This window comes from Flavobacterium sp., assembly GCF_052437795.1.
Taxonomy (GTDB): Bacteria; Bacteroidota; Bacteroidia; order Flavobacteriales; family Flavobacteriaceae; genus Flavobacterium.
This window is the reverse complement of sequence record NZ_JBQVPA010000009.1, coordinates 35,023-53,333: the sequence shown is the minus strand read 5'-3', so window position 1 is coordinate 53,333 and position 18,311 is coordinate 35,023. Positions and strand designations below refer to the sequence as shown.

16 protein-coding genes are annotated in these 18,311 nt (G+C 48.7%); 12 read left to right on the top strand and 4 right to left on the bottom strand.

The features are described from left to right. Positions 1 to 44 precede the first annotated feature (44 nt). A complete protein-coding gene (locus tag ACT6R0_RS18400) occupies positions 45 to 845 on the top strand; it encodes a choice-of-anchor J domain-containing protein (RefSeq protein ID WP_444654907.1) in 801 nt (266 codons plus the stop codon). On the opposite strand, the gene ACT6R0_RS18395 is transcribed toward ACT6R0_RS18400, so the two are convergent. The 3 genes from ACT6R0_RS18395 to ACT6R0_RS18385 all read right to left on the bottom strand — a co-directional run bounded on the left by ACT6R0_RS18395 (position 835) and on the right by ACT6R0_RS18385 (position 3,808). Beyond that, the gene (locus ACT6R0_RS18395) at positions 835 to 2,013 is read right to left on the bottom strand and encodes an ATP-binding protein (protein WP_444654908.1); all 1,179 of its coding nucleotides are present in this window, start codon (positions 2,011 to 2,013) and stop codon (positions 835 to 837) included. The two genes, ACT6R0_RS18400 and ACT6R0_RS18395, sit on opposite strands and share 11 nt — an antisense overlap. 27 nt (positions 2,014 to 2,040) lie before the next feature. Next, on the bottom strand, positions 2,041 to 2,793 hold the full coding sequence (locus ACT6R0_RS18390) for an SDR family NAD(P)-dependent oxidoreductase (protein ID WP_444654910.1): 753 nt from the start codon (positions 2,791 to 2,793) through the stop codon (positions 2,041 to 2,043). Between the two features lie 142 nt (positions 2,794 to 2,935). Further along, positions 2,936 to 3,808, bottom strand: a complete 873-nt coding sequence (locus ACT6R0_RS18385; RefSeq protein WP_444655162.1) for an aldo/keto reductase — start codon at positions 3,806 to 3,808, stop codon at positions 2,936 to 2,938. A 177-nt stretch (positions 3,809 to 3,985) separates the two neighbouring features. Here ACT6R0_RS18385 and ACT6R0_RS18380 point away from each other — a divergent pair, with 177 nt between their 5' ends. The 9 genes from ACT6R0_RS18380 to ACT6R0_RS18340 all read left to right on the top strand — a co-directional run bounded on the left by ACT6R0_RS18380 (position 3,986) and on the right by ACT6R0_RS18340 (position 13,762). Next, entirely contained in the window at positions 3,986 to 4,990 is a 1,005-nt protein-coding gene (locus tag ACT6R0_RS18380; RefSeq protein WP_444654911.1) for an AAA family ATPase, read from the top strand. A gap of 85 nt (positions 4,991 to 5,075) precedes the next feature. After that, a complete protein-coding gene (locus tag ACT6R0_RS18375; protein ID WP_444654913.1) occupies positions 5,076 to 5,942 on the top strand; it encodes a DUF58 domain-containing protein in 867 nt (288 codons plus the stop codon). Between the two features lie 5 nt (positions 5,943 to 5,947). After that, a complete protein-coding gene (locus ACT6R0_RS18370; RefSeq protein ID WP_444654915.1) occupies positions 5,948 to 7,663 on the top strand; it encodes a BatD family protein in 1,716 nt (571 codons plus the stop codon). After that, entirely contained in the window at positions 7,660 to 8,667 is a 1,008-nt protein-coding gene (locus ACT6R0_RS18365) for a vWA domain-containing protein (RefSeq protein WP_444654916.1), read from the top strand. Before ACT6R0_RS18370 ends, ACT6R0_RS18365 begins: the two co-directional genes overlap by 4 nt. 1 nt (position 8,668) lies before the next feature. Further along, positions 8,669 to 9,706 carry a VWA domain-containing protein gene (locus tag ACT6R0_RS18360; RefSeq protein WP_444654918.1) on the top strand — a complete coding sequence of 346 codons (1,038 nt, stop codon included), beginning with the start codon at positions 8,669 to 8,671 and terminating at the stop codon, positions 9,704 to 9,706. After that, positions 9,703 to 10,470 carry a tetratricopeptide repeat protein gene (locus ACT6R0_RS18355; protein ID WP_444654919.1) on the top strand — a complete coding sequence of 256 codons (768 nt, stop codon included), beginning with the start codon at positions 9,703 to 9,705 and terminating at the stop codon, positions 10,468 to 10,470. Before ACT6R0_RS18360 ends, ACT6R0_RS18355 begins: the two co-directional genes overlap by 4 nt. A 153-nt stretch (positions 10,471 to 10,623) precedes the next feature. Continuing rightward, entirely contained in the window at positions 10,624 to 12,399 is a 1,776-nt protein-coding gene (locus ACT6R0_RS18350; RefSeq protein WP_444654921.1) for a BatD family protein, read from the top strand. A gap of 114 nt (positions 12,400 to 12,513) precedes the next feature. After that, positions 12,514 to 13,005 carry a hypothetical protein gene (locus tag ACT6R0_RS18345; RefSeq protein WP_444654922.1) on the top strand — a complete coding sequence of 164 codons (492 nt, stop codon included), beginning with the start codon at positions 12,514 to 12,516 and terminating at the stop codon, positions 13,003 to 13,005. A 10-nt stretch (positions 13,006 to 13,015) separates the two neighbouring features. Beyond that, positions 13,016 to 13,762 carry a tetratricopeptide repeat protein gene (locus tag ACT6R0_RS18340; RefSeq protein WP_444654924.1) on the top strand — a complete coding sequence of 249 codons (747 nt, stop codon included), beginning with the start codon at positions 13,016 to 13,018 and terminating at the stop codon, positions 13,760 to 13,762. Between the two features lie 64 nt (positions 13,763 to 13,826). On the opposite strand, the gene ACT6R0_RS18335 is transcribed toward ACT6R0_RS18340, so the two are convergent. Then, entirely contained in the window at positions 13,827 to 14,318 is a 492-nt protein-coding gene (locus tag ACT6R0_RS18335; protein ID WP_444654925.1) for a CvpA family protein, read from the bottom strand. 151 nt (positions 14,319 to 14,469) lie between these two features. Between ACT6R0_RS18335 and ACT6R0_RS18330 the strand changes: the two genes are divergently transcribed. Then, complete coding sequence (locus tag ACT6R0_RS18330; RefSeq protein WP_444654927.1) at positions 14,470 to 14,826, top strand: hypothetical protein; 357 nt, start codon at positions 14,470 to 14,472, stop codon at positions 14,824 to 14,826. 261 nt (positions 14,827 to 15,087) lie between these two features. After that, positions 15,088 to 18,243 (top strand): T9SS type A sorting domain-containing protein, encoded by a 3,156-nt coding sequence (locus ACT6R0_RS18325; RefSeq protein ID WP_444654928.1) that lies wholly within the window; start codon positions 15,088 to 15,090, stop codon positions 18,241 to 18,243. The last annotated feature ends 68 nt before the right edge of the window (positions 18,244 to 18,311 follow it).

The following is an 18,311-nucleotide window of genomic DNA, read 5'->3' as shown; positions in this document are numbered from 1 at the left end:
TTTGTGTATTTAAAAAATATTAACTTTAGAGCAAAACCAACGCTATGAAAAATAACTACTTACTGCTATCACTATTGTCCGCACTAACCGGCTACGGTCAGTTTCCACAGGGCTTTGAGAATAATGGTGACCAACTTTCGCCGGGATGGTCACAGTTAAACATTGCCGGTCCTCAGGCCTGGTGGAGAATATCTGAGGCAGGTAATACTCAGGAGCCTCCTTACGAAGGCAGCCGTGCGGCCTATCTCGCACCCGAAGATGTTGCAACAGGCACATCGGAAGACTGGCTGGTGACACTTCAATTCATTGTGCCGGAAAATGCCCAGTTCACTTTCTACTCAAGGCTTTTGCAGGAAGGTGACCAGGGGACAACCTACAGGCTGATGCTGCACCTGGGCAATACTCCCTCTGACCCTGCATCCTATATTCAATTGCAACATTGGACAGAATTACAAATTAATCCGGAACAATTGCAATATACGCCAGTTACAGTACCAATTCCGGCAATGTATAGCGGTATGCAGGCATACATTGCCTTTGTAATGAATGGCGATAATGGTGATGGTTGGCTTGTGGATGATGTGGGTATACAGGGAATTATGGGGAGTCAGGAAGTAAATATAAAAAGCAGCCTTTCATTTTACCCCAATCCTGTAAAAGACCGCCTTTTCATTACCGGAACTGATGAGGTGCTATCCCTGCATGTGGTTGACAGCAATGGCCGGGAGTGCATTACTAATTCAGGGAAAGGATTTATTGACATGAGCGGACTGGCAGCGGGATTGTATATCGTAAAGGCTGTTACGGCTAAAGGTACAGTGATCCGTAAAGTGCTTAAAGAGTAGTATCCTCGTCGCTAACGCTGTCGTATTTCATTTTACGTAAAACCCGCATGGCTTCCTTAAAAGACACATACACTTCCTGGTCGGGATAGGCTTTCAGGAGTGGCTTGGCTTCCCCGAGCCTGCGCTTGGCCTCGGTAAATCCGTTCAGGTGGCATATCATCAGGGTCGAAGGCAGGTTACGAAGGTCTTTCTGCTCACTTCCCGATAGTGGCACACCCTTCTCCAGCTTTGCCAGCAGCGCGACATTCGAATTATAAATGTGGAACATCATCTTCCGGTTGTATTGCGGCGGGTCGAACAATAGCGTGGTATCTATGGTATAATACCCATTTTCCCTGAAATTGATGCTTACTTCCTCCAGCGGGTAATAGCTTGTTTTGTCGTTCAGGCCGAGGGCCACATATTCGGTGATCGAAAAAGTATCGTCGGTATAGTCAATGCTTACTTCATCTAAAGCCGAGTAGAACAACTTGACCTGTTCGTTAATAAGCTCAATGTCCACACGCGAAAAATACGTTTTTCCCTTAACTACTTTTTTGTTTCCTGCCCAGCAGACGATGAACAGCTCCTGGAACACTTTATATTTGGCGGTCATGTCCTTATGGCGATTAGTAATGAAGTCCATCACGCCCTCCAGCGTATGCTCGATGCTGTTGCGAGAGCCATTCTCTATTTGGGCCACCACATCGGCATTGGCAAAGCTTTCATCATGCACATTTTCCATTTCTGCCGGAATGGAATTACTGCCCCTTCGCACAAACACCGCCCCTGCCGGGATAGTATACACTGCCTTTTTAAAATATGATGTGTTAGGATCCTGCTTGGGTTTTATCGTTACCAGCCCTACGACCTTGTCTTTCGCCAGGCTGGGGAATGGTACGTTTTCATATTGTATTGCCGGCGGGTTTTCGAGATAGGCATTGACCAGGTTCTGGATACGGCTATCGTCGTAGAAGTCGGTACCCGTTATGGCATTGTCCTGATCTTCCACCCCCACAACGATGTAGGAGTTGTTCGAGGGATTGGAATTGGACAGTGCGCAGATGTGCTTCACGAATTTTCCTTTGCCCTCCTTGGTATGCAGGTTCAGCTGGCGCTTCTTATCATAAAAGCTGCTCTCATCGTTGTGGGCCAGCAGGTTTTTTATAAGGAGGCGTTTATTTATCATGAAATTTCAGATTTCAAAATGTAGATCTCAGATTTTACGGGTAACCATTGTAGCACTGGCTTGTGCGGTGGGTAAAACAAGCATGTCCGCGATATTAACATGATATGGCCTTGTTACAACGAAGAGGATTATATCCGCAATATCTTCTGCTTTTAGCGGTTCCATGCCTTTATACACGTTTTCTGCCCTTTGCGTATCCCCTTTAAAGCGTACTTCGGAGAATTCGGTATTTACCATTCCGGGGTTTATCGCCCCTACGCGGATGCCGTACTGGTTAAGGTCCATGCGCATTCCCTGGTTGATGGCATCTACCGCATGTTTGGTGGCAGCGTATACATTGCCATTAGGATAGACTTCTTTCCCTGCAATTGACCCAATATTAATGATATGCCCCGCCCTGCGTTCCACCATACCGGGAATCACTTCTTTAGAAACATACAGCAGCCCTTTAATGTTGATGTCGATCATGGCATCCCAGTCGTCCACATCGCCGTTCTCAATCGGGTCGAGGCCGTGGGCATTGCCGGCATTGTTTATAAGGATATCGATATTTGCAAAGTCATCTGGGATGGATGCTATGGCGGCTTCCACGTCTTTTCGGTCGCGCACATCGAAATTAAGCGTATGCACTTTCGTCAGCGCCGAGAACTCGTCCTGCAATTCGGCCAGGCGGTCTTCCCTTCGCCCGCACAGTATGATCCTGAAATGATTTTTGGCCATCAGCCTTGCCGTCGCCCTGCCTATGCCGCTTGTTGCCCCTGTTATTAATGCTGTCTTCATTGTTATTTCAGATTTCAGATTTTTTGATTTGCTTCGCCAGTTCGGGCGTTGACCTCGGGTCAGATTGAGCTTCACTCAAACGTCAGATATTTCATCCCTGCGAAATTCCCCCTTTGGGAGTTAGGGGGCTGATTTAGAGGGCTTACGGAACCTTCGTCCCCATACTTTCCGTCCATATCGCGAACCAGTCCTCTAGGTCCAGTTGCAACTGCGTAGCTTTCATTTGTTGCTTTAACCTGTCAGTATTAGTAGAGCCAGTAACAGGAATTATTCCTGCCGGGTGCTGCATGATCCAGGCCAGCAAGATCACATCGGCGGTAGCTTCATATTTTTCCACCAGTTCCAAAAGCAGCAGCTTCAGGCGTTCCGACCGCTCTGTTTCCGCTTTGAATACCGAACCAATCGGGCTCCAGGCCAGCGGCTTTATCCCATTTACCTGCATCTGATCCAGGCTGCCGTCGAGCATCGGTTCAAAATGCGTGGCAGAAAACTCGATCTGGTTGCAGAACACCTCTGTGCGCGAACGGATGAGGTCGGTTTGGCTGCTGGTAAAGTTCGACACCCCGAACTCTTTTATCTTGCCTTCGCGTTTCAGCTTTTCCACAGCTTCGGCTATTTCATCCGGTTGCATGAGCGGGCTTGGGCGGTGCAGTAAAAGTATGTCAAGATGATCGGTCCGCAGGAATTTCAGCGAATTCTCGGCACTCCAAATAATGTAATCCTTCGAATAGTCATAATGCTTCACCTTGTTCTCACGGTCGCCCAATGTGTGCTGAATGCCACATTTGGATATCAGCTGTATGGTTTCGCGTGGTATGCCGCTTTCGGCGAATGCCCTGCCAAAATCTGCTTCCGTAGTATAGCCTCCGTAAATGTCGGCATGGTCAAAAGTGGTAATGCCATAACCGATGCATTCGTGCATCAGCTGTATCATTTGGGTAGTGTTGAAGTTGGCCAGCCACACGCCCCAGTTCATCGTTCCCGCAATTATAGGGGACAGGTTTACGCTCATCAGGATAGAATGTTATTTAAAGAGCCATAAAAATAGGAAAAATAGTATCGGCAATAGGATGGCCTGTGTACTTTCCTGTTAATGTTTAACAACTCGTTAACAAACCTAAAATATATTAAAAGTCTATTTGTTTCGTTAGCTTTACATCATTAAATTCACACCTCCAAAAAATTTCAGGACATGGATGAAAATAACGCAGCTTTAGACATAAGGGCTATCAACGAGAAAATAGAACGTGAAAGTGCCTTTGTCGACCTGCTCACAATGGAAATGAACAAGGTCATAGTAGGCCAGAAATATATGATCGAACGCTTGCTGATAGGGCTACTCGGGCAGGGGCACATATTGCTCGAAGGCGTACCCGGCCTTGCCAAAACGCTTGCCATTAATACGCTTTCGCAGGCAATACACGGTAGCTTCAGCCGCATACAGTTCACGCCCGACCTGCTTCCTGCCGATGTGGTGGGAACCATGATCTACAACATTAAGCAAAACGAGTTTACCATAAAGAAGGGCCCGATATTCGCCAACTTCGTCCTTGCGGACGAGATCAACCGTGCCCCTGCCAAAGTACAGAGCGCACTGCTGGAGGCCATGCAGGAAAAACAGGTGACCATTGGCGAAGAAACCTTCAGGCTGCAGCAGCCATTTTTGGTAATGGCCACGCAAAACCCGGTGGAACAGGAAGGGACCTACCCATTGCCGGAAGCGCAGGTGGACCGTTTCATGCTCAAAGCCGTTATCGATTACCCTAAAATGGATGAAGAGCGCCTGGTGATACGCCAGAACCTGAAAGGGGCATTTGAAAAAGTGAACCAGGTGGTTTCGATAGAGCAGATATTGCGCGCGCAGCAAACAGTTCGCGAAGTATATATGGACGAGAAGATCGAGAAATACATACTCGATATCGTGTTCGCTACCCGTTACCCCGAAAAATACAAGCTGGAAAAGATCAAGCCCTGGATCAGCTTTGGTTCCTCGCCAAGGGGAAGCATCAACCTTGCCGTGGCTGCCAAGTGCTACGCGTTCATCAAGCGACGTGGCTTCGTGATCCCCGAAGATGTTCGCGCTGTAGTATATGACGTATTGCGCCACAGGATAGGCATCACTTATGAGGCCGAAGCCGAGAACATCACCTCAATAGACATCATCAATAAGATCATTAATGAGGTTGAGGTACCATAGACCGTCATAAGGTCAAATGTCATAAGGTCTAAAAGCCTCGGCCACAACTTTATGACTTTACAAACTTTAGACTTTACGACTACCTATGGATACAAAAGAGATATTAAAAAAAGTCCGCAAAATAGAGATAAAGACCCGGAGGCTGAGCGATCACATCTTTTCGGGAGAATATCACACGTCGTTTAAGGGGCGGGGCATGACCTTTAGCGAGGTGCGCCAGTACCAGTTTGGGGATGATGTGCGTGCTATCGACTGGAACGTGACCGCACGCTATAACGAGCCTTACATAAAGGTTTTTGAGGAGGAACGCGAGCTGACGATGATGCTGATGGTGGATGTGAGCGGGTCGGAGAGCTTCGGGTCACAAACCCAATTCAAGAGGGACCTGGTGACGGAAATTGCCGCGACCATGGCATTCTCGGCTACGCAGAATAATGATAAAATAGGGCTGATACTCTTTTCGGATAAAATAGAACTGTATGTGCCGCCCAAAAAAGGGAAGTCGCATGTGCTGCGCATCATACGCGAGCTGATCGAATTTAAGCCGGAGAGCCAAAAGACCGACCTTTCTCAGGCGCTGAAGTTCCTCTCGGGCGTGCAGAAGAAAAAGGCCATCGTATTCCTGATATCCGACTTTATGGATGCCGGATATGAGCATACGCTGAAGATCGCTTCTAAAAAGCACGACATTACAGGCGTGAGGGTTCATGACATCCGCGAGGAAAAAATGCCCGACATCGGTTTTGTGGAAATGGCGGATGCCGAAACGGGCGAAGTGGTATCGGTAGATACCGGGTCAAAAGCCGTGCGGGTGCAGTATGAAAAACATTATGCCGAAAGGGTTCACTATTTTAGGGAAACCTTTAGCAGGTGCGGTGCCGGGACGGTGAGCGCACAGGTAGGGGGATCGTATGTGACCAAACTGCTGGGTTATTTTAAAAGCAGGGGTTAAAGGATATGGGAATACACAAAATAAAAATATACATAGGCATTTTACTGCTGGCAGCCACTACGGCTTTTGCGCAGCAGCCCGCCGTTCAGGCCAGTATCGACTCGACCAAGATAAGGATCGGGTCGCAGTTCAACCTTACGCTGAAGGCTACGGCCAATAAAGGCGCGAAGGTAAGCTTCCCGGCAGGTAAGAATTTCGGGCAGCTGGAAGTATTGGAAGCCTATCCGACCGATACCATAGAGAAGGATGGCCTGTATGAGCTGGTAAAAAAATACGGATTAACGCAGTTCGATTCCGGGAGGTACGAGATCCCGAAATTACCGGTCATCATCAATAACAAAACGTTCCAGACCACGCCGCTTACCATTGAGGTAAACAACATTGTAGTGGACACCCTGAAGCAGAAGCTGTACGACATCAAGCCCGTTATTGCGGCCGGATCGCGCAGCTGGCTATGGCTGTACATCCTGGGTGGCATTGTCGTTTTGGGCGGCATTGGCTATTTAGTTTTCCGTTATTACAAAAAGATCAAGCCCGTAAAAGAGGTAAAGCAGGAATATGTTTCGCCAAAGGAAAAGGCGCGCATCAGCTTTAACCGACTCGAAAGGGCCGACCTGCTGTCGAAAGGCGAAGTGAAGGAATACTACAGCGAACTGGCGAACATTGCCCGTACCTATCTGGAAGAGACCATCCGCATCCCGGCGATGGAAAGCACCACGACCGAACTCATTGATGCCATGCGCGAAGCCATTGCCCGCAAGGACATGCGTATTGATGAGTCGATTTACGAAGAACTGGAAAAAGTGCTCCGCAATGCCGACATGGCCAAATTTGCCCTTTCGCGTGCGGCCGACCACATCATCACGCAGGACAGGAGCAGGATTGAGAATACCATCAATGTCATCGACAAAAACCTCCCTGTTGAGGTGGAGCCAACAGAGCCATCGGAGGAAGAAAAAGCCAGACAGGCAGAGATACTATTGCAAAAGAAAAAGAGGCAGCGGGTACTTGCCATTAGTGGCGGAATAGTGGGACTGATCATAGGTATATCCATTTACATTGGCATTACCAGAGGGTTCGACTTCCTGAAGGATAACATCATTGGCCACCCTACCAAAGAACTGCTCGATGCGGAATGGGTAAAGAGTGAATATGGCATACCGCCAGTGACCATTGAAACGCCAAAGGTACTGAAGCGGAATAATGAAGTGTACAAATACATTTCGAAAGAAGCGGCGCAGAACATCAGCGAAATGCAGCTGTTCGAGTATGGCTCATTGTTTGATAACTTCCATATTGGGGTCGCGACGACCGTGTACAAGCAGCCTGTGGACATTGACCTCTTTAAACTGTTTGATGCTACCGCGAAAGATTGGGAATCGAGGGGAGCGACCGGCATCCTCCAAAAACAGGAAGGCTTTAAGACCGGAAAAGGTACGGAAGGCCTGCGTGCTTACGGAACCATGACCCTGCCGGACCCTATTACCAAGGAAAAGAAAAGGGCTGCGTATGAGATAATGTATTTCAAGCAGCAGCAGGGCCTTCAGCAGGTGATCATCATCCACGAAGAAAATGACCGCTATGCCAAAGATATTACAGAGCGCATCAAAAGATCCATAGAGTTTACCCAGGAAAAAGAGGAGGGGCAGCAAGGCCCTGACGGCCAACAGGGTGACGGGCAAGATGACGTCCAGCAATCGGATAACCAACAGCAACCATGAGCGAGATAACATTTCTACATCCCGGGTTTTTTTGGCTGCTGCTATTGCTTCCGTTAGCTGCGGGCTGGCATTTCCTGAAAAGGAAGCAACAGTCGGCTACACTGCGCATCAGTTCGGTGCAGGGCTTTAAGGCCGCGCCGTCGCTCAAGGCAAAACTAAAGCCGGCATTGTTCATCATCAGGCTTTTAGCGATGGCATGCATGATCGTGGCGCTGGCCCGTCCGCGCACTGCCGATGTGAGCAGTAAGGCGGGATCGGTAAACGGGATCGACATTGTGCTTGCCGCCGATGTTTCGAGCAGTATGCTCGCAAAAGACCTGAAGCCCAATCGCTTTGATGCCCTGAAAAAGACCGCTGCCGAATTTGTGGAGGCACGTACAAACGACCGCATAGGGCTGGTATTGTATGCTGCCGAGGCCTATACCAAAATACCCGTTACCAGCGACAAGCAGTTGGTAAAGCAGGCAATAGAGTCGATAGAGTTTGGCAACCTAATGATAAAGGACGGTACAGCCATAGGCACCGGACTGGCAACCGCCGTAAACCGCCTAAAGGAGAGCAAAGCTAAGAGCCGCATCATTATCCTGTTAACGGATGGTGTGAACAATGGCGGGTCTATAGAACCGAAAACTGCCGCTTCCATCGCCAAAGAATACGGGCTTAAAGTGTACACCATCGGTATTGGTACTAACGGCAATGCCGAATTTCCGTGGCAGGTTGACCCTTTTAGCGGGGAGATCATCTACAAAATGGCGCCCGTGAAGATCGACGAGCAGCTGCTGGAGGACATTGCCAAAGAAACGGGGGGCAGGTATTTCCGTGCGACCGACAACAACAGGCTGGCTGAGATCTATAAGGAGATCGACAAATTGGAAACCAGTGAGATCCCTGAGTTGAAATATTTTAATTACGAGGAAAAATTCCGCATTTTTGTGTGGGCCGCGCTTGGGCTGTTAGTCCTTGAAGCGGTACTGCGCCGGACATTATACCGAAGCTTTATTTAACATGTACGTATTCGATCAACCCCTATATTTCTATCTTCTGGCCATCATCCCGGTGCTGGCAGGGCTGTATGCGTACGACCTGTACTGGAAAAAGAAAAAACAGCGCGAATTCGGTAGCCCTGAGATCGTAGAAAGGCTTTCTCCGGAACGTTCGGCATTCAAATCGGGACTAAAGTTCATCATCATGCTATTGGTGATAACAGGACTGGTACTGGCGTTGGTCAACCCAAGGGCCGGTATGCGGAAGGAAATAGTAAAGACCCAGGGTGCCGACATCGTATTTGCGATAGATGTATCGCTGAGTATGCTTGCCGAGGACGTTGCACCAAACCGCCTCGAAAAAAGCAAGCAGATCGTATCGCAGATCATGAAGCAGCTGGGCGCCGACAGGGTGGGAATAATCGGCTATGCCGGAAGCGCTTTCCCCGTACTGCCGATAACCAATGACTATAGCGTGGCAAAAATGCTGCTGGAAGGCATGGATACTGACATGGTATCGTCGCAGGGCACAGCCATTAACGAGGCGCTGATGATGTCGGCCTCCTATTTTGACGACCCTAAGGCGGGCAAGATGGTAATATTGCTTTCTGATGGTGAGGACCACGGGCAGGACAGTTTTAGCGCTGCCGAGGACCTGGCAGAAAAAGGCATCAAAATGGTTACAGTGGGTATTGGAACTGAAAAGGGTGGCAACATCCCATTAAAGCGCAACGGCGTGACAGAGAGCTTTAAACGCGATAGTGAAGGGCAGATCGTGACCACGAAACTCTTTCCCGCACCATTAAAGGATTTGGCGAAAGCGACAGGCGGCGGCTATGTATCTGGCAACGATAGCCGCGAGGTGGCCGACTATGTGGCCAAGGCGTTGGAGAACATAGACAAAAAAGGATTTGCGTCGAGGCAGATATCGGATTATGATTCGCAATACCAATGGCTCCTGGGCGCGGCACTATTGTTGCTGGTGCTGGACATGTTCCTTTTAGAGCGCAAAACAGCATGGGTAAAGGAACTAAACCTTTTTAACGAGAAAGAATCATGAAGGGACTGATGATGGCGCTGCTGCTTTTTATCGGGGTTGCTGCTTTCGCGCAAAAGCCCGACAATGACATGGCGCGCGGCAACGAGGAATATAAGAACAAGGCGTACCGCAATGCGGAGGCCGATTACAGGATATCGATATCGAAAGAACCGGCTAAGGCATCGGCAGATTATAACCTGGGCAATGCCATATATGAGCAAAAACAGTACAGCGAGGCCCTAATAGCCTATGCGCGGGCGGTAGATAAGGCTGTGACCAAGCCGGATAAGCACAAGGCCTGGCACAATATGGGCAATGTGTTCATGAAAGCGAAGGATTATCAAAAGGCCGTGGAGGCGTATAAAAATGCGCTGCGCAACGACCCGCTGGACGATGAAACGCGCTACAACTATGCCCTCGCTAAAGAGATGCTGGACAAGAACCCTCCTAAGCCGCCAAAACAGGACGACCGCAAGGACCCGCCGAAAGACGATAAGGAGGATAACAAAAGCAATGCCCAGAAAAACCGTGGCGACAGTGGCGAGAAAGCCGACGGCGGTGGCAGCAAGGATACCCCCCAGCCGAAAGGCGGTGGTGAGGGCGCACAGCAAACTAAGGGTGGCGCCGATGAAAAAGGCGATCCCAAACCGGCCAAGGACGACCCATCCAAACAACGAATGGAGAGCCTGCTGGACGCAATGAACAACGAGGAGAAAAAAGTGCAGGACAGGGTAAAAGGTGTGCGGGTCAAGGCACAGCCCAAGAAGCAGGAGAAGGATTGGTAAGCCTCTCCCCGGCCCTCTCAGGTTGCTTCGTCGTTCCTCCTCGCAATGACAGTTCCGGCATAGTTGTGTGCCAGGATTCAGATAAGTTTGTGTAATTCCGCTTTATTGGAAACGTTTGATGATGAAACAAATTGAGGTTTGTATTTTTAAATAATGAAGATATATATAGCATTCATAGTATTTTTTTGCTTCCAGGGGATCTATGCCCAGGTGGAGTTTAAGGCTATTCCCGAAAGGACCACGCTTGGCATCAACGAAACCATGAAACTGGAATTCACCATGAACGAGGATGGTGACAACTTTAACCCACCATCGTTCAAAGGCTTTAATGTTTCGGGGCCGATACAGTCGTTCAACTACCTCTGGGTAAATAAAAAACAGACGTATAATAAGGTTTATACTTACTTCCTGACCCCAACCTCGCGCGGGACATTTACCATTGGGCAGGCTACCATCGAAATAAAGAACAGGGTATATAAGACCATTCCGTTCAAAGTGACCGTGACGGGTGCTGTTGGCAATGGCATGGCCGGAAACCCCAACGCGCCCAACAGCAAGCAGATGCAAAAGGCGCTGGGCAATGTGCAGCTTGTGGCTGAGGTAAGCAATACCAACCCCTACATCAACGAGCCGGTAAATGTGGTATACAAGCTGTATGTGAAGGTAGGTACGGGCGTACGCACGTGGGACAAGGCCGACAACCCGCAGTACCCCGATTTTTGGAGCCAGGTGGAGGATGTGCCGAAAGACCGGCAATCAGTACAGCAGGGTATGTTCAAGGGCGAAATGCATAATTATGTGGTGTTGCGCAGGGCGGTACTTTACCCGCAGAAGAGCGGAAAGATCGAACTGGACCCCATGACGGCATCGCTCGCATTGGAGATCCCTACAGGCCGTCAGGACCGTTTTGGCAATGATGCCTTTACGGTAGAGAACAAGATGGTCTCTACAGGAAATACGGTCGTGAATGTGAAACCGCTTCCGGAACAGGGACGCCCTGCAAATTTCAGCGGGGCGGTGGGAAGCTTTACGTTCAAGGCGACCCCATCAAAAACCACGCTGTCCAATGGCGAGTCGCTCAAGCTGGAAGTATCAGTGACCGGCAAGGGCAATATGAAGCTGTTCCGCCTGCCAAAGCCATCAGCACCTAAAGAACTGGAGTTATTCGATCCCGAGCATTCCGAAAATATTGCCGTTCCACTTAGCGGAATGGAAGGGAATATGGCGGATAATTATACCATCGTTCCCCACAAGAAGGGAAAATTTGCCATACAGGGGCTGTCGTTCTCATGGTTCGACCCGAAATTGCAGACCTATCGCACTATGGCTTTTGATAACATCATGGTGGATGTACTGAGCGTGCCTGCGGGTGGCGTAAACCCAACTGACAGCGCATCGGAAAGCGGAAAAGGAGCACCGGAAGCCCGCGAGCCTTTCCGTACTATCGCCGGAAGTACTTCGCTTAAGGCTATTGGCAGTAGCGGTTTCTTGGGCTCAGTGCTTTTCTGGATATTGCTCGTACTGCCGTTCCTGCTGATGCCGGTAGTTATTTTCGCAACGAAGAAAAAACAGGCTTACGACGGTGATGTAAAAGGCAACAGGGTAAGGGAAACGAACAAGCTGGCGAAGAAATTCCTGGCGGAGGCCAAGAACCATTTGGGAAGCAAGGAGCAATTTTACATGCACCTGGAAAAGGCGCTGCACAACTTCCTCAAGGCGAAACTGAACATAGAGACCGCTGAAATGAGCAGGCAGAACGTCAGGGAGCTTTTGCTCTCGCGCAATGCGGACAGCGACACCGTGAATGATCTCCTGAAGATAATGGACAATTGTGAGTTTGCGAGGTATGCGCCGTCAACGGGTACGGCCATGCAGCAGGACTATGATAATGCGGTGGCGGTGGTAACGGCTTTGGAGAAGCAGATGTAGATTTTACCACTATTGGTTTTTAACCACAAGGTGCACAAAGTTTTTTCACAAGGCTCACAAGCTGTACGGATAATTAGAATTGAATTCAAAACCTAAGGCCCCCGGCCATTAATGATGAAAAACATATTATACCTACTATTATTCCTCTCGCAGGCAGTGCTTGCACAGGCGGAGTATGTTAAGAATAATGAAGTGCTTGTTTTTTCGTTTAAAACGAATAAAGGCAAAAAGGTCGTTTTGGCGAAAGATATGGGAGACAAATACCTTGTATACCGCTTTGGCACGAAGGACAAAATAGAGATGGAATTCCCAGGTGACATAAAGAACAGCTGGTCTAAATTTAAATACAGCTACTACCGCAGGGGCGGAGGCAAAGCCAATGCAGGAGTAGAGATACAAAATATCATTTTTGAAAATAACGGTTTCAAGTATGTTATTTATTACAATTATTCGGCTGAAGAGGATGAACAGACGGTTGGGGTTTTGGTAATGAACGAAGCTAACGGGAAAGATATCAAAATCGTTGGCGATACCGATACCGTTGAGGGATCATTAATGGAAATAAGGGAAGGCGGCCTGCTTGAAATGGCAGACGAAATGTATTGATATGATCGAAATGAAAAACTTAGCATACATACTACTATTCTTAACGCAGGCATTGTTCGCGCAGGATGCGTTTGATAAAGGGAATGAGCAATTCCGCCAGGGACAGTACCCACAGGCAGCCGCGACTTATGAAGGCATAATAAAAGGCGGCCAGGAGTCGGCGGAATTGTACTTTAACCTTGGTAATGCTTATTTTAAGCAGGAGAAAGTCGCACCCGCCATTTACAATTATGAAAAAGCATTGTTGCTCGATCCGGGGAATAAAGATATTGAGATCAATCTTGGGTATGCACGCGAGCGTATTAAAGACAACATCGAACCTGTAGCCCAACCCGGGCTTGGCGGATTCATGAGTGGTCTTTCGGGGATGTACCATTACGATAGCTGGGGGTGGATAGCTATTGTATGCGCCTTTCTTACCCTGGCATTGTTCGCGGGCTATTACATAACGAAGAAAACTGCCCTTAAGCGCAGCTTTTTTGCCGGAATGGCGGTCATGGCCGTTGTTTTGCTTTTAAGTCTCACGGCGGGGTTCTATGCAAGTTCTGTGGCTGAAAATGAGCATCCGGCAATTGTGTTCAGCGACATGGTGCAGGTAAAGGTGCAACCCTCGGCACAGGGCGATGATACGTTCCTTCTCCATGCGGGGATCAAGGTTTACGTATTGGAAACCAAAGAACAGTGGCAAAAAGTGCGTATGCCTGATGCTAGTGAAGGTTGGGTACCGTCGGAGGCGATCAGGCAGTTAGCCCCCTAATCCCAAAGGGGAATAAAATGCTCACAGCCGACAGTATGAGCGTAGCTCGATCTGAGATCTGGAATTACTCCCTGAACCAATCCTCGAACACCGGGAATATATACGTTGAAACTTCTACCAATGGGTAAAAAAATAAAGAACCGTCAAGGGTTTCTTTCTTTACAAGACCGTGGTCAAAATTCAGCTTCAGGAAGAAGTTGAGCAGCACACTGACCACGAGCACCATACGCATTGACCCGAATACGCCGCCGAGCACTCGGTTCATCAGTCCCAATCCCGAATAATCGGCCAGTTTGGTAAAAACTTTCGCCAGCAGCGTAATGCCTATCACTACAGCCAGAAAGGTTATGGCAAATGCAATGATACCCGCGGTCGCAGGATCATCGGACAATGTGCCTTCAAGCAGGTTGGCAGTAAGCTGGGAGAATTTTATCGCAATAAATAATCCGGCAATAAGTGATACCAGCGATGCCAGCTCTACGAATAGCCCTTTCCAAAAACCCTTTATGAGCCCATAGATCAAAAGCCCGCCGAGTATGATGTCGATTCCTGTCATATGGCAAAGTTACGGGTTCATTTGTAAAATAAATGGTAAAACCTGTAAGGCCTTAAAAAACATCGGTGGATCGTTCTATTCGAGGCTCCCCGGACCCAATTGGCCTGCCATTAACTTTCAAGTCACTATCTTTGCAGCTTAACTATTTGAAATGTCAAGAGACGAACAACTGAAAGAACGCTGGCAACAGCTTGTAACGATACTATCTGACCGTTTTGCCGACGGCGATACCCTGGACCTCGATGCCATCATTTACCTGATCGGCGTGCAGGAGCTGGGACAATTCAATAAGAAATTCAAAAAGGACGAAAAGGTAAACCTGATGCATATTGCCATCTGCCGCCTGCTCGAGCCTTATGGCTATTATGAATTTGATTATTTTGACGCTGACGGATGGCCCCACTACAACGTTAAGGAGGAGCTGCCGCCGCTAAAGGCAGGTGAGCAAAGCATATTGATGAAAGGCGCTATCGTGGATTATTTTTTGGAGAAGGGCCTTATCAAATAAAAAAACCTGTGCACATAATGAGCACAGGTTTCCACCAACTTAAAACCAAACCAATTTTTTAGACGAAGGTCTACATTGTTAACGGCAGTGTTGCCTTGTTATTTAAAAATTGAGGTAAAGGGAGGGATTTTGGCGGTAAACGCTTGTTCCGGGCCAAATAATGCCTTCTGTCAACGCTCATGTCAACGCCCTTAACGCTTATTTTAACGTAGCTTCTCGATACATTTACGTTACTATTAATTGATCAAAACGTAATTGGCTATGAGAATTATTACCCCCATCGTTTCCGCTGTTATTGCTTTTGCCGTGTTGCCACAGGCTGCATCGGCACAGGATTTTAATACCCTCCGGAACCAGAAAGGCTTTGAAGTGTCGCAAAATAACGGCGTGCTTTCAAAGCTTACCCGATGGCAAAGCAAGCTGCCACAAAAAAAAATGCTGCACGACCCGCAGCAAAAAATGATGGCACAGCTAGGCATTCGCCAAATGGGCTTTTCGACAATGGATACAAGCTACGAATTCTACGGCGGGCTTACCAGCAAGGGCAACGATGTACCGCTTGCCTCGGTGACCGATGTTGATGGTAACACGTACATAACCGGTGGCAGCGGTAACAGCGACCATCCGGGAGGAGATTATTTTACGATAAAAGTTGGCCCTGCAGGAACAGTGCTTTGGGAAACCCGCGAAGCTACCCCACAATATGCCGTTGAAACCGGGATGGCATTGCTTATTGACAACAACGGCGACCTGGTGGCCTCGGGCATTCACTGGAACGGCAATGATATGGACATCAAGACCATAAAATATAACACTGCCACAGGAGCAAAACTGTGGACATCCATATATGAAGGCCCCGGCGAAGGTGTCGACATTCCTGCAGCCATCACATCAGATGCAAGCGGTAATATTTTCATTACCGGCATTAGCTATTCGGGCAACTCAATAGACTACATTACGCTCAAGTATAATGCCGACGGCACCGAAGCCTGGAATGTCCGCGAGGACGGTCCCGGCGAAGGCAGCTGGAACGAGGCCACGGCGATCGCCGTGGATAACTCAGGGAATGTGATCGTTACCGGCTACAGCCCCGATCCCGACGGCTGGCTGAACTACCACACGGTAAAGTACGGCCCAACCGGAACCGAACTATGGTCACAAGCCTATAATTACGCCAGTAACCATCCGGATAATCCGTCAGATGTGACCAACTCCATTCCGCATGGTGTGGCGGCAGATGCTGATGGCAATATTTATGTTACGGGTATGTTCGATACTTTCATAGGACATGCGGGTACGATCAAGTACAATGCAGCAGGTGTGCAGCAATGGGTAGGCGAATACAGGGCCGATGAGGAGAGTACGAGTGGCTATGCCATTGCTGTAAATGACAACAAAATTTATGTGGCTGGGCTCCACAGGGGTGGTTTTTCTACCGATGGCAATGTGCTCATCTCCTATGAACCTGATGGTACCGAGAACTGGGACCGCGCTACAACAGACCTTATCGAAGCCGTGAACGCACAGCTTTTATTTGACATTGATGGCAATATAATAGTAGCGGCGAACGGAATGACCCCGGGAGCTGAAGAATGGGAGCAGAATGTAGCAGCACGTGTTAAGAAATATTCCCAGGCAGGCACTTTGCTGGGCGAGGCGGCCTTTGTGATCGATACGTCACAAGGTACGGCCAGCATGGGGGATATGGCCGGAGCAGGGGTTGATGCGGCAGGCAATGCCTACATGGTGGTAAATTCCTATTACAGCGCACAGGGGGCAGTGGTTGAGACCGTAAGATCAGCCTTTGGTGCCACCGCACCGGAAACCGACTGGAACGAGGTTTATACCAACATGGGCAACCCGAACGCTTCGATGCTTTACTCTTTTTCGGATAATAACAACGGGACCATTTCTACAGGGGAATATCACACCTTTGCCGACAATATGCTTACTACAACTTACTTTGTTGTAAAGCACAGCCAAAACGGCACGATCGCATGGGAGAACGTTTTCAATGCAGCGAATGGCAATGCGTTTAACGGCATCATAGGCCGTGCCGATAAGGAAGGTAACATATTCGTATGCCTGCTTCCTGACCTTGATCAGACCGCCCTTACCGTAAAGAAATTCTCGCCTGCGGGGACAGAGCTTTGGGAGACAGAGATCGAACTGGATGCTCCCGCGGTATATGTAATGGAAACTGGGAATGATGGGTCATTATACCTGGGTGGAACAGCTTTTGAAAATGCGTCCGCAGCGCATGCGTCGTTCGTCGCCGTAAAGCTGAACGCATCCGGGACTATAGCATGGACGAATTATTCGGACACAGGAACATCTACAGATAACATTTATGTGATCAATGGCGGAAGCGTAAGCCACAACGGCGAGCTCATCCTTGCCGGGCGTTCGGGTTCAGGCAATTTTATGTCGCAGCAGGTAAATGCTACCGTGGTAAAATTCAATGCCGACGGAACCCCGGGATGGGTGGCCGAGGCGCTGATAGAGGGTTCCAACTCGTCGGGGACCAACCTGCTCATCGACAGCAGCGGTGCCATCTACATGAACGGTTACGCTGAGAACGCTGATACTTTTTACACCAATATTATCACGGCAAAAATAGAGGCGGACGGCAGCTTGGCATGGAGCCACGAATTTGGCGATGCCCAAAGGGACGAACGCTCTTATAAAGTAAAACGATTCTCCGATGGTTCGATCGCGGTCATAGGCTACAGCATCGATCCACTCATAGGAGACATCCATAACGTATTGGTAAAATATGACACAGACGGGAATGAGGTTTGGGACTTTGCCTCGGAGGATATGCGCTATTATAACGACTTCATCATCGATGGCTCAGACAATTGCTTCATCATGGACCAGCAGATCATTGACCCGTTCCCGCATAAGATCTACCTTGCCCCCTTCCCGATCGCTACCTTGATCACGGTGGATACCCTGGGCAATGGAGAGGAGCAATTTTTCGTAGGGCCGGAATATGCCGAATTCTATGGTGAGGCACTCGTGGCCCATCCGGACGACAGGCTGCTATTGGGCGGGAACGCAGGCAACCAGGCATTTTACGAAGGCATCTATTTTTTCGAAACAGAGCATGACGCTCTTAGTGTTGAAGATATTGCTAACCCGGTTCGAGATAAAAATGTTTTAGGGCAAAACTTTCCTAATCCCGTTATTGATAAGACCGAGATACCTTTTTATCTTGTAAATGGTGGTAAGGCAGTGCTGAAGCTGTACAACGGCCAGGGCAGGCTGGTAACAGAAATAGCCAATTACACATTTGCTTCAGGTAACAACATCGTAGAATTTGATGCATCGGGACTATCCGAAGGCATATATTATTACCAGATAACGGCCGGCAAATTCAAACAGGCCCGCAAAATGGTAGTGGGCAGGAAATAGACAAGTTAGTTATCCCTTTTTTATAAAAGATCCCCCTCGCTGTAATAGTTTGGAGGATCTTCATATTT

What these genes read in the sequence shown, in the direction of transcription:
- ACT6R0_RS18400 (WP_444654907.1), top strand. Translation starts at nt 45, where the DNA reads ATGAAAAATAACTACTTACTGCTATCACTATTGTCCGCACTAACCGGC.
- ACT6R0_RS18395 (WP_444654908.1), bottom strand. Translation starts at nt 2,013, where the DNA reads ATGATAAATAAACGCCTCCTTATAAAAAACCTGCTGGCCCACAACGAT.
- ACT6R0_RS18390 (WP_444654910.1), bottom strand. Translation starts at nt 2,793, where the DNA reads ATGAAGACAGCATTAATAACAGGGGCAACAAGCGGCATAGGCAGGGCG.
- ACT6R0_RS18380 (WP_444654911.1), top strand. Translation starts at nt 3,986, where the DNA reads ATGGATGAAAATAACGCAGCTTTAGACATAAGGGCTATCAACGAGAAA.
- ACT6R0_RS18375 (WP_444654913.1), top strand. Translation starts at nt 5,076, where the DNA reads ATGGATACAAAAGAGATATTAAAAAAAGTCCGCAAAATAGAGATAAAG.
- ACT6R0_RS18370 (WP_444654915.1), top strand. Translation starts at nt 5,948, where the DNA reads ATGGGAATACACAAAATAAAAATATACATAGGCATTTTACTGCTGGCA.
- ACT6R0_RS18365 (WP_444654916.1), top strand. Translation starts at nt 7,660, where the DNA reads ATGAGCGAGATAACATTTCTACATCCCGGGTTTTTTTGGCTGCTGCTA.
- ACT6R0_RS18360 (WP_444654918.1), top strand. Translation starts at nt 8,669, where the DNA reads ATGTACGTATTCGATCAACCCCTATATTTCTATCTTCTGGCCATCATC.
- ACT6R0_RS18355 (WP_444654919.1), top strand. Translation starts at nt 9,703, where the DNA reads ATGAAGGGACTGATGATGGCGCTGCTGCTTTTTATCGGGGTTGCTGCT.
- ACT6R0_RS18350 (WP_444654921.1), top strand. Translation starts at nt 10,624, where the DNA reads ATGAAGATATATATAGCATTCATAGTATTTTTTTGCTTCCAGGGGATC.
- ACT6R0_RS18345 (WP_444654922.1), top strand. Translation starts at nt 12,514, where the DNA reads ATGAAAAACATATTATACCTACTATTATTCCTCTCGCAGGCAGTGCTT.
- ACT6R0_RS18340 (WP_444654924.1), top strand. Translation starts at nt 13,016, where the DNA reads ATGAAAAACTTAGCATACATACTACTATTCTTAACGCAGGCATTGTTC.
- ACT6R0_RS18335 (WP_444654925.1), bottom strand. Translation starts at nt 14,318, where the DNA reads ATGACAGGAATCGACATCATACTCGGCGGGCTTTTGATCTATGGGCTC.
- ACT6R0_RS18330 (WP_444654927.1), top strand. Translation starts at nt 14,470, where the DNA reads ATGTCAAGAGACGAACAACTGAAAGAACGCTGGCAACAGCTTGTAACG.
- ACT6R0_RS18325 (WP_444654928.1), top strand. Translation starts at nt 15,088, where the DNA reads ATGAGAATTATTACCCCCATCGTTTCCGCTGTTATTGCTTTTGCCGTG.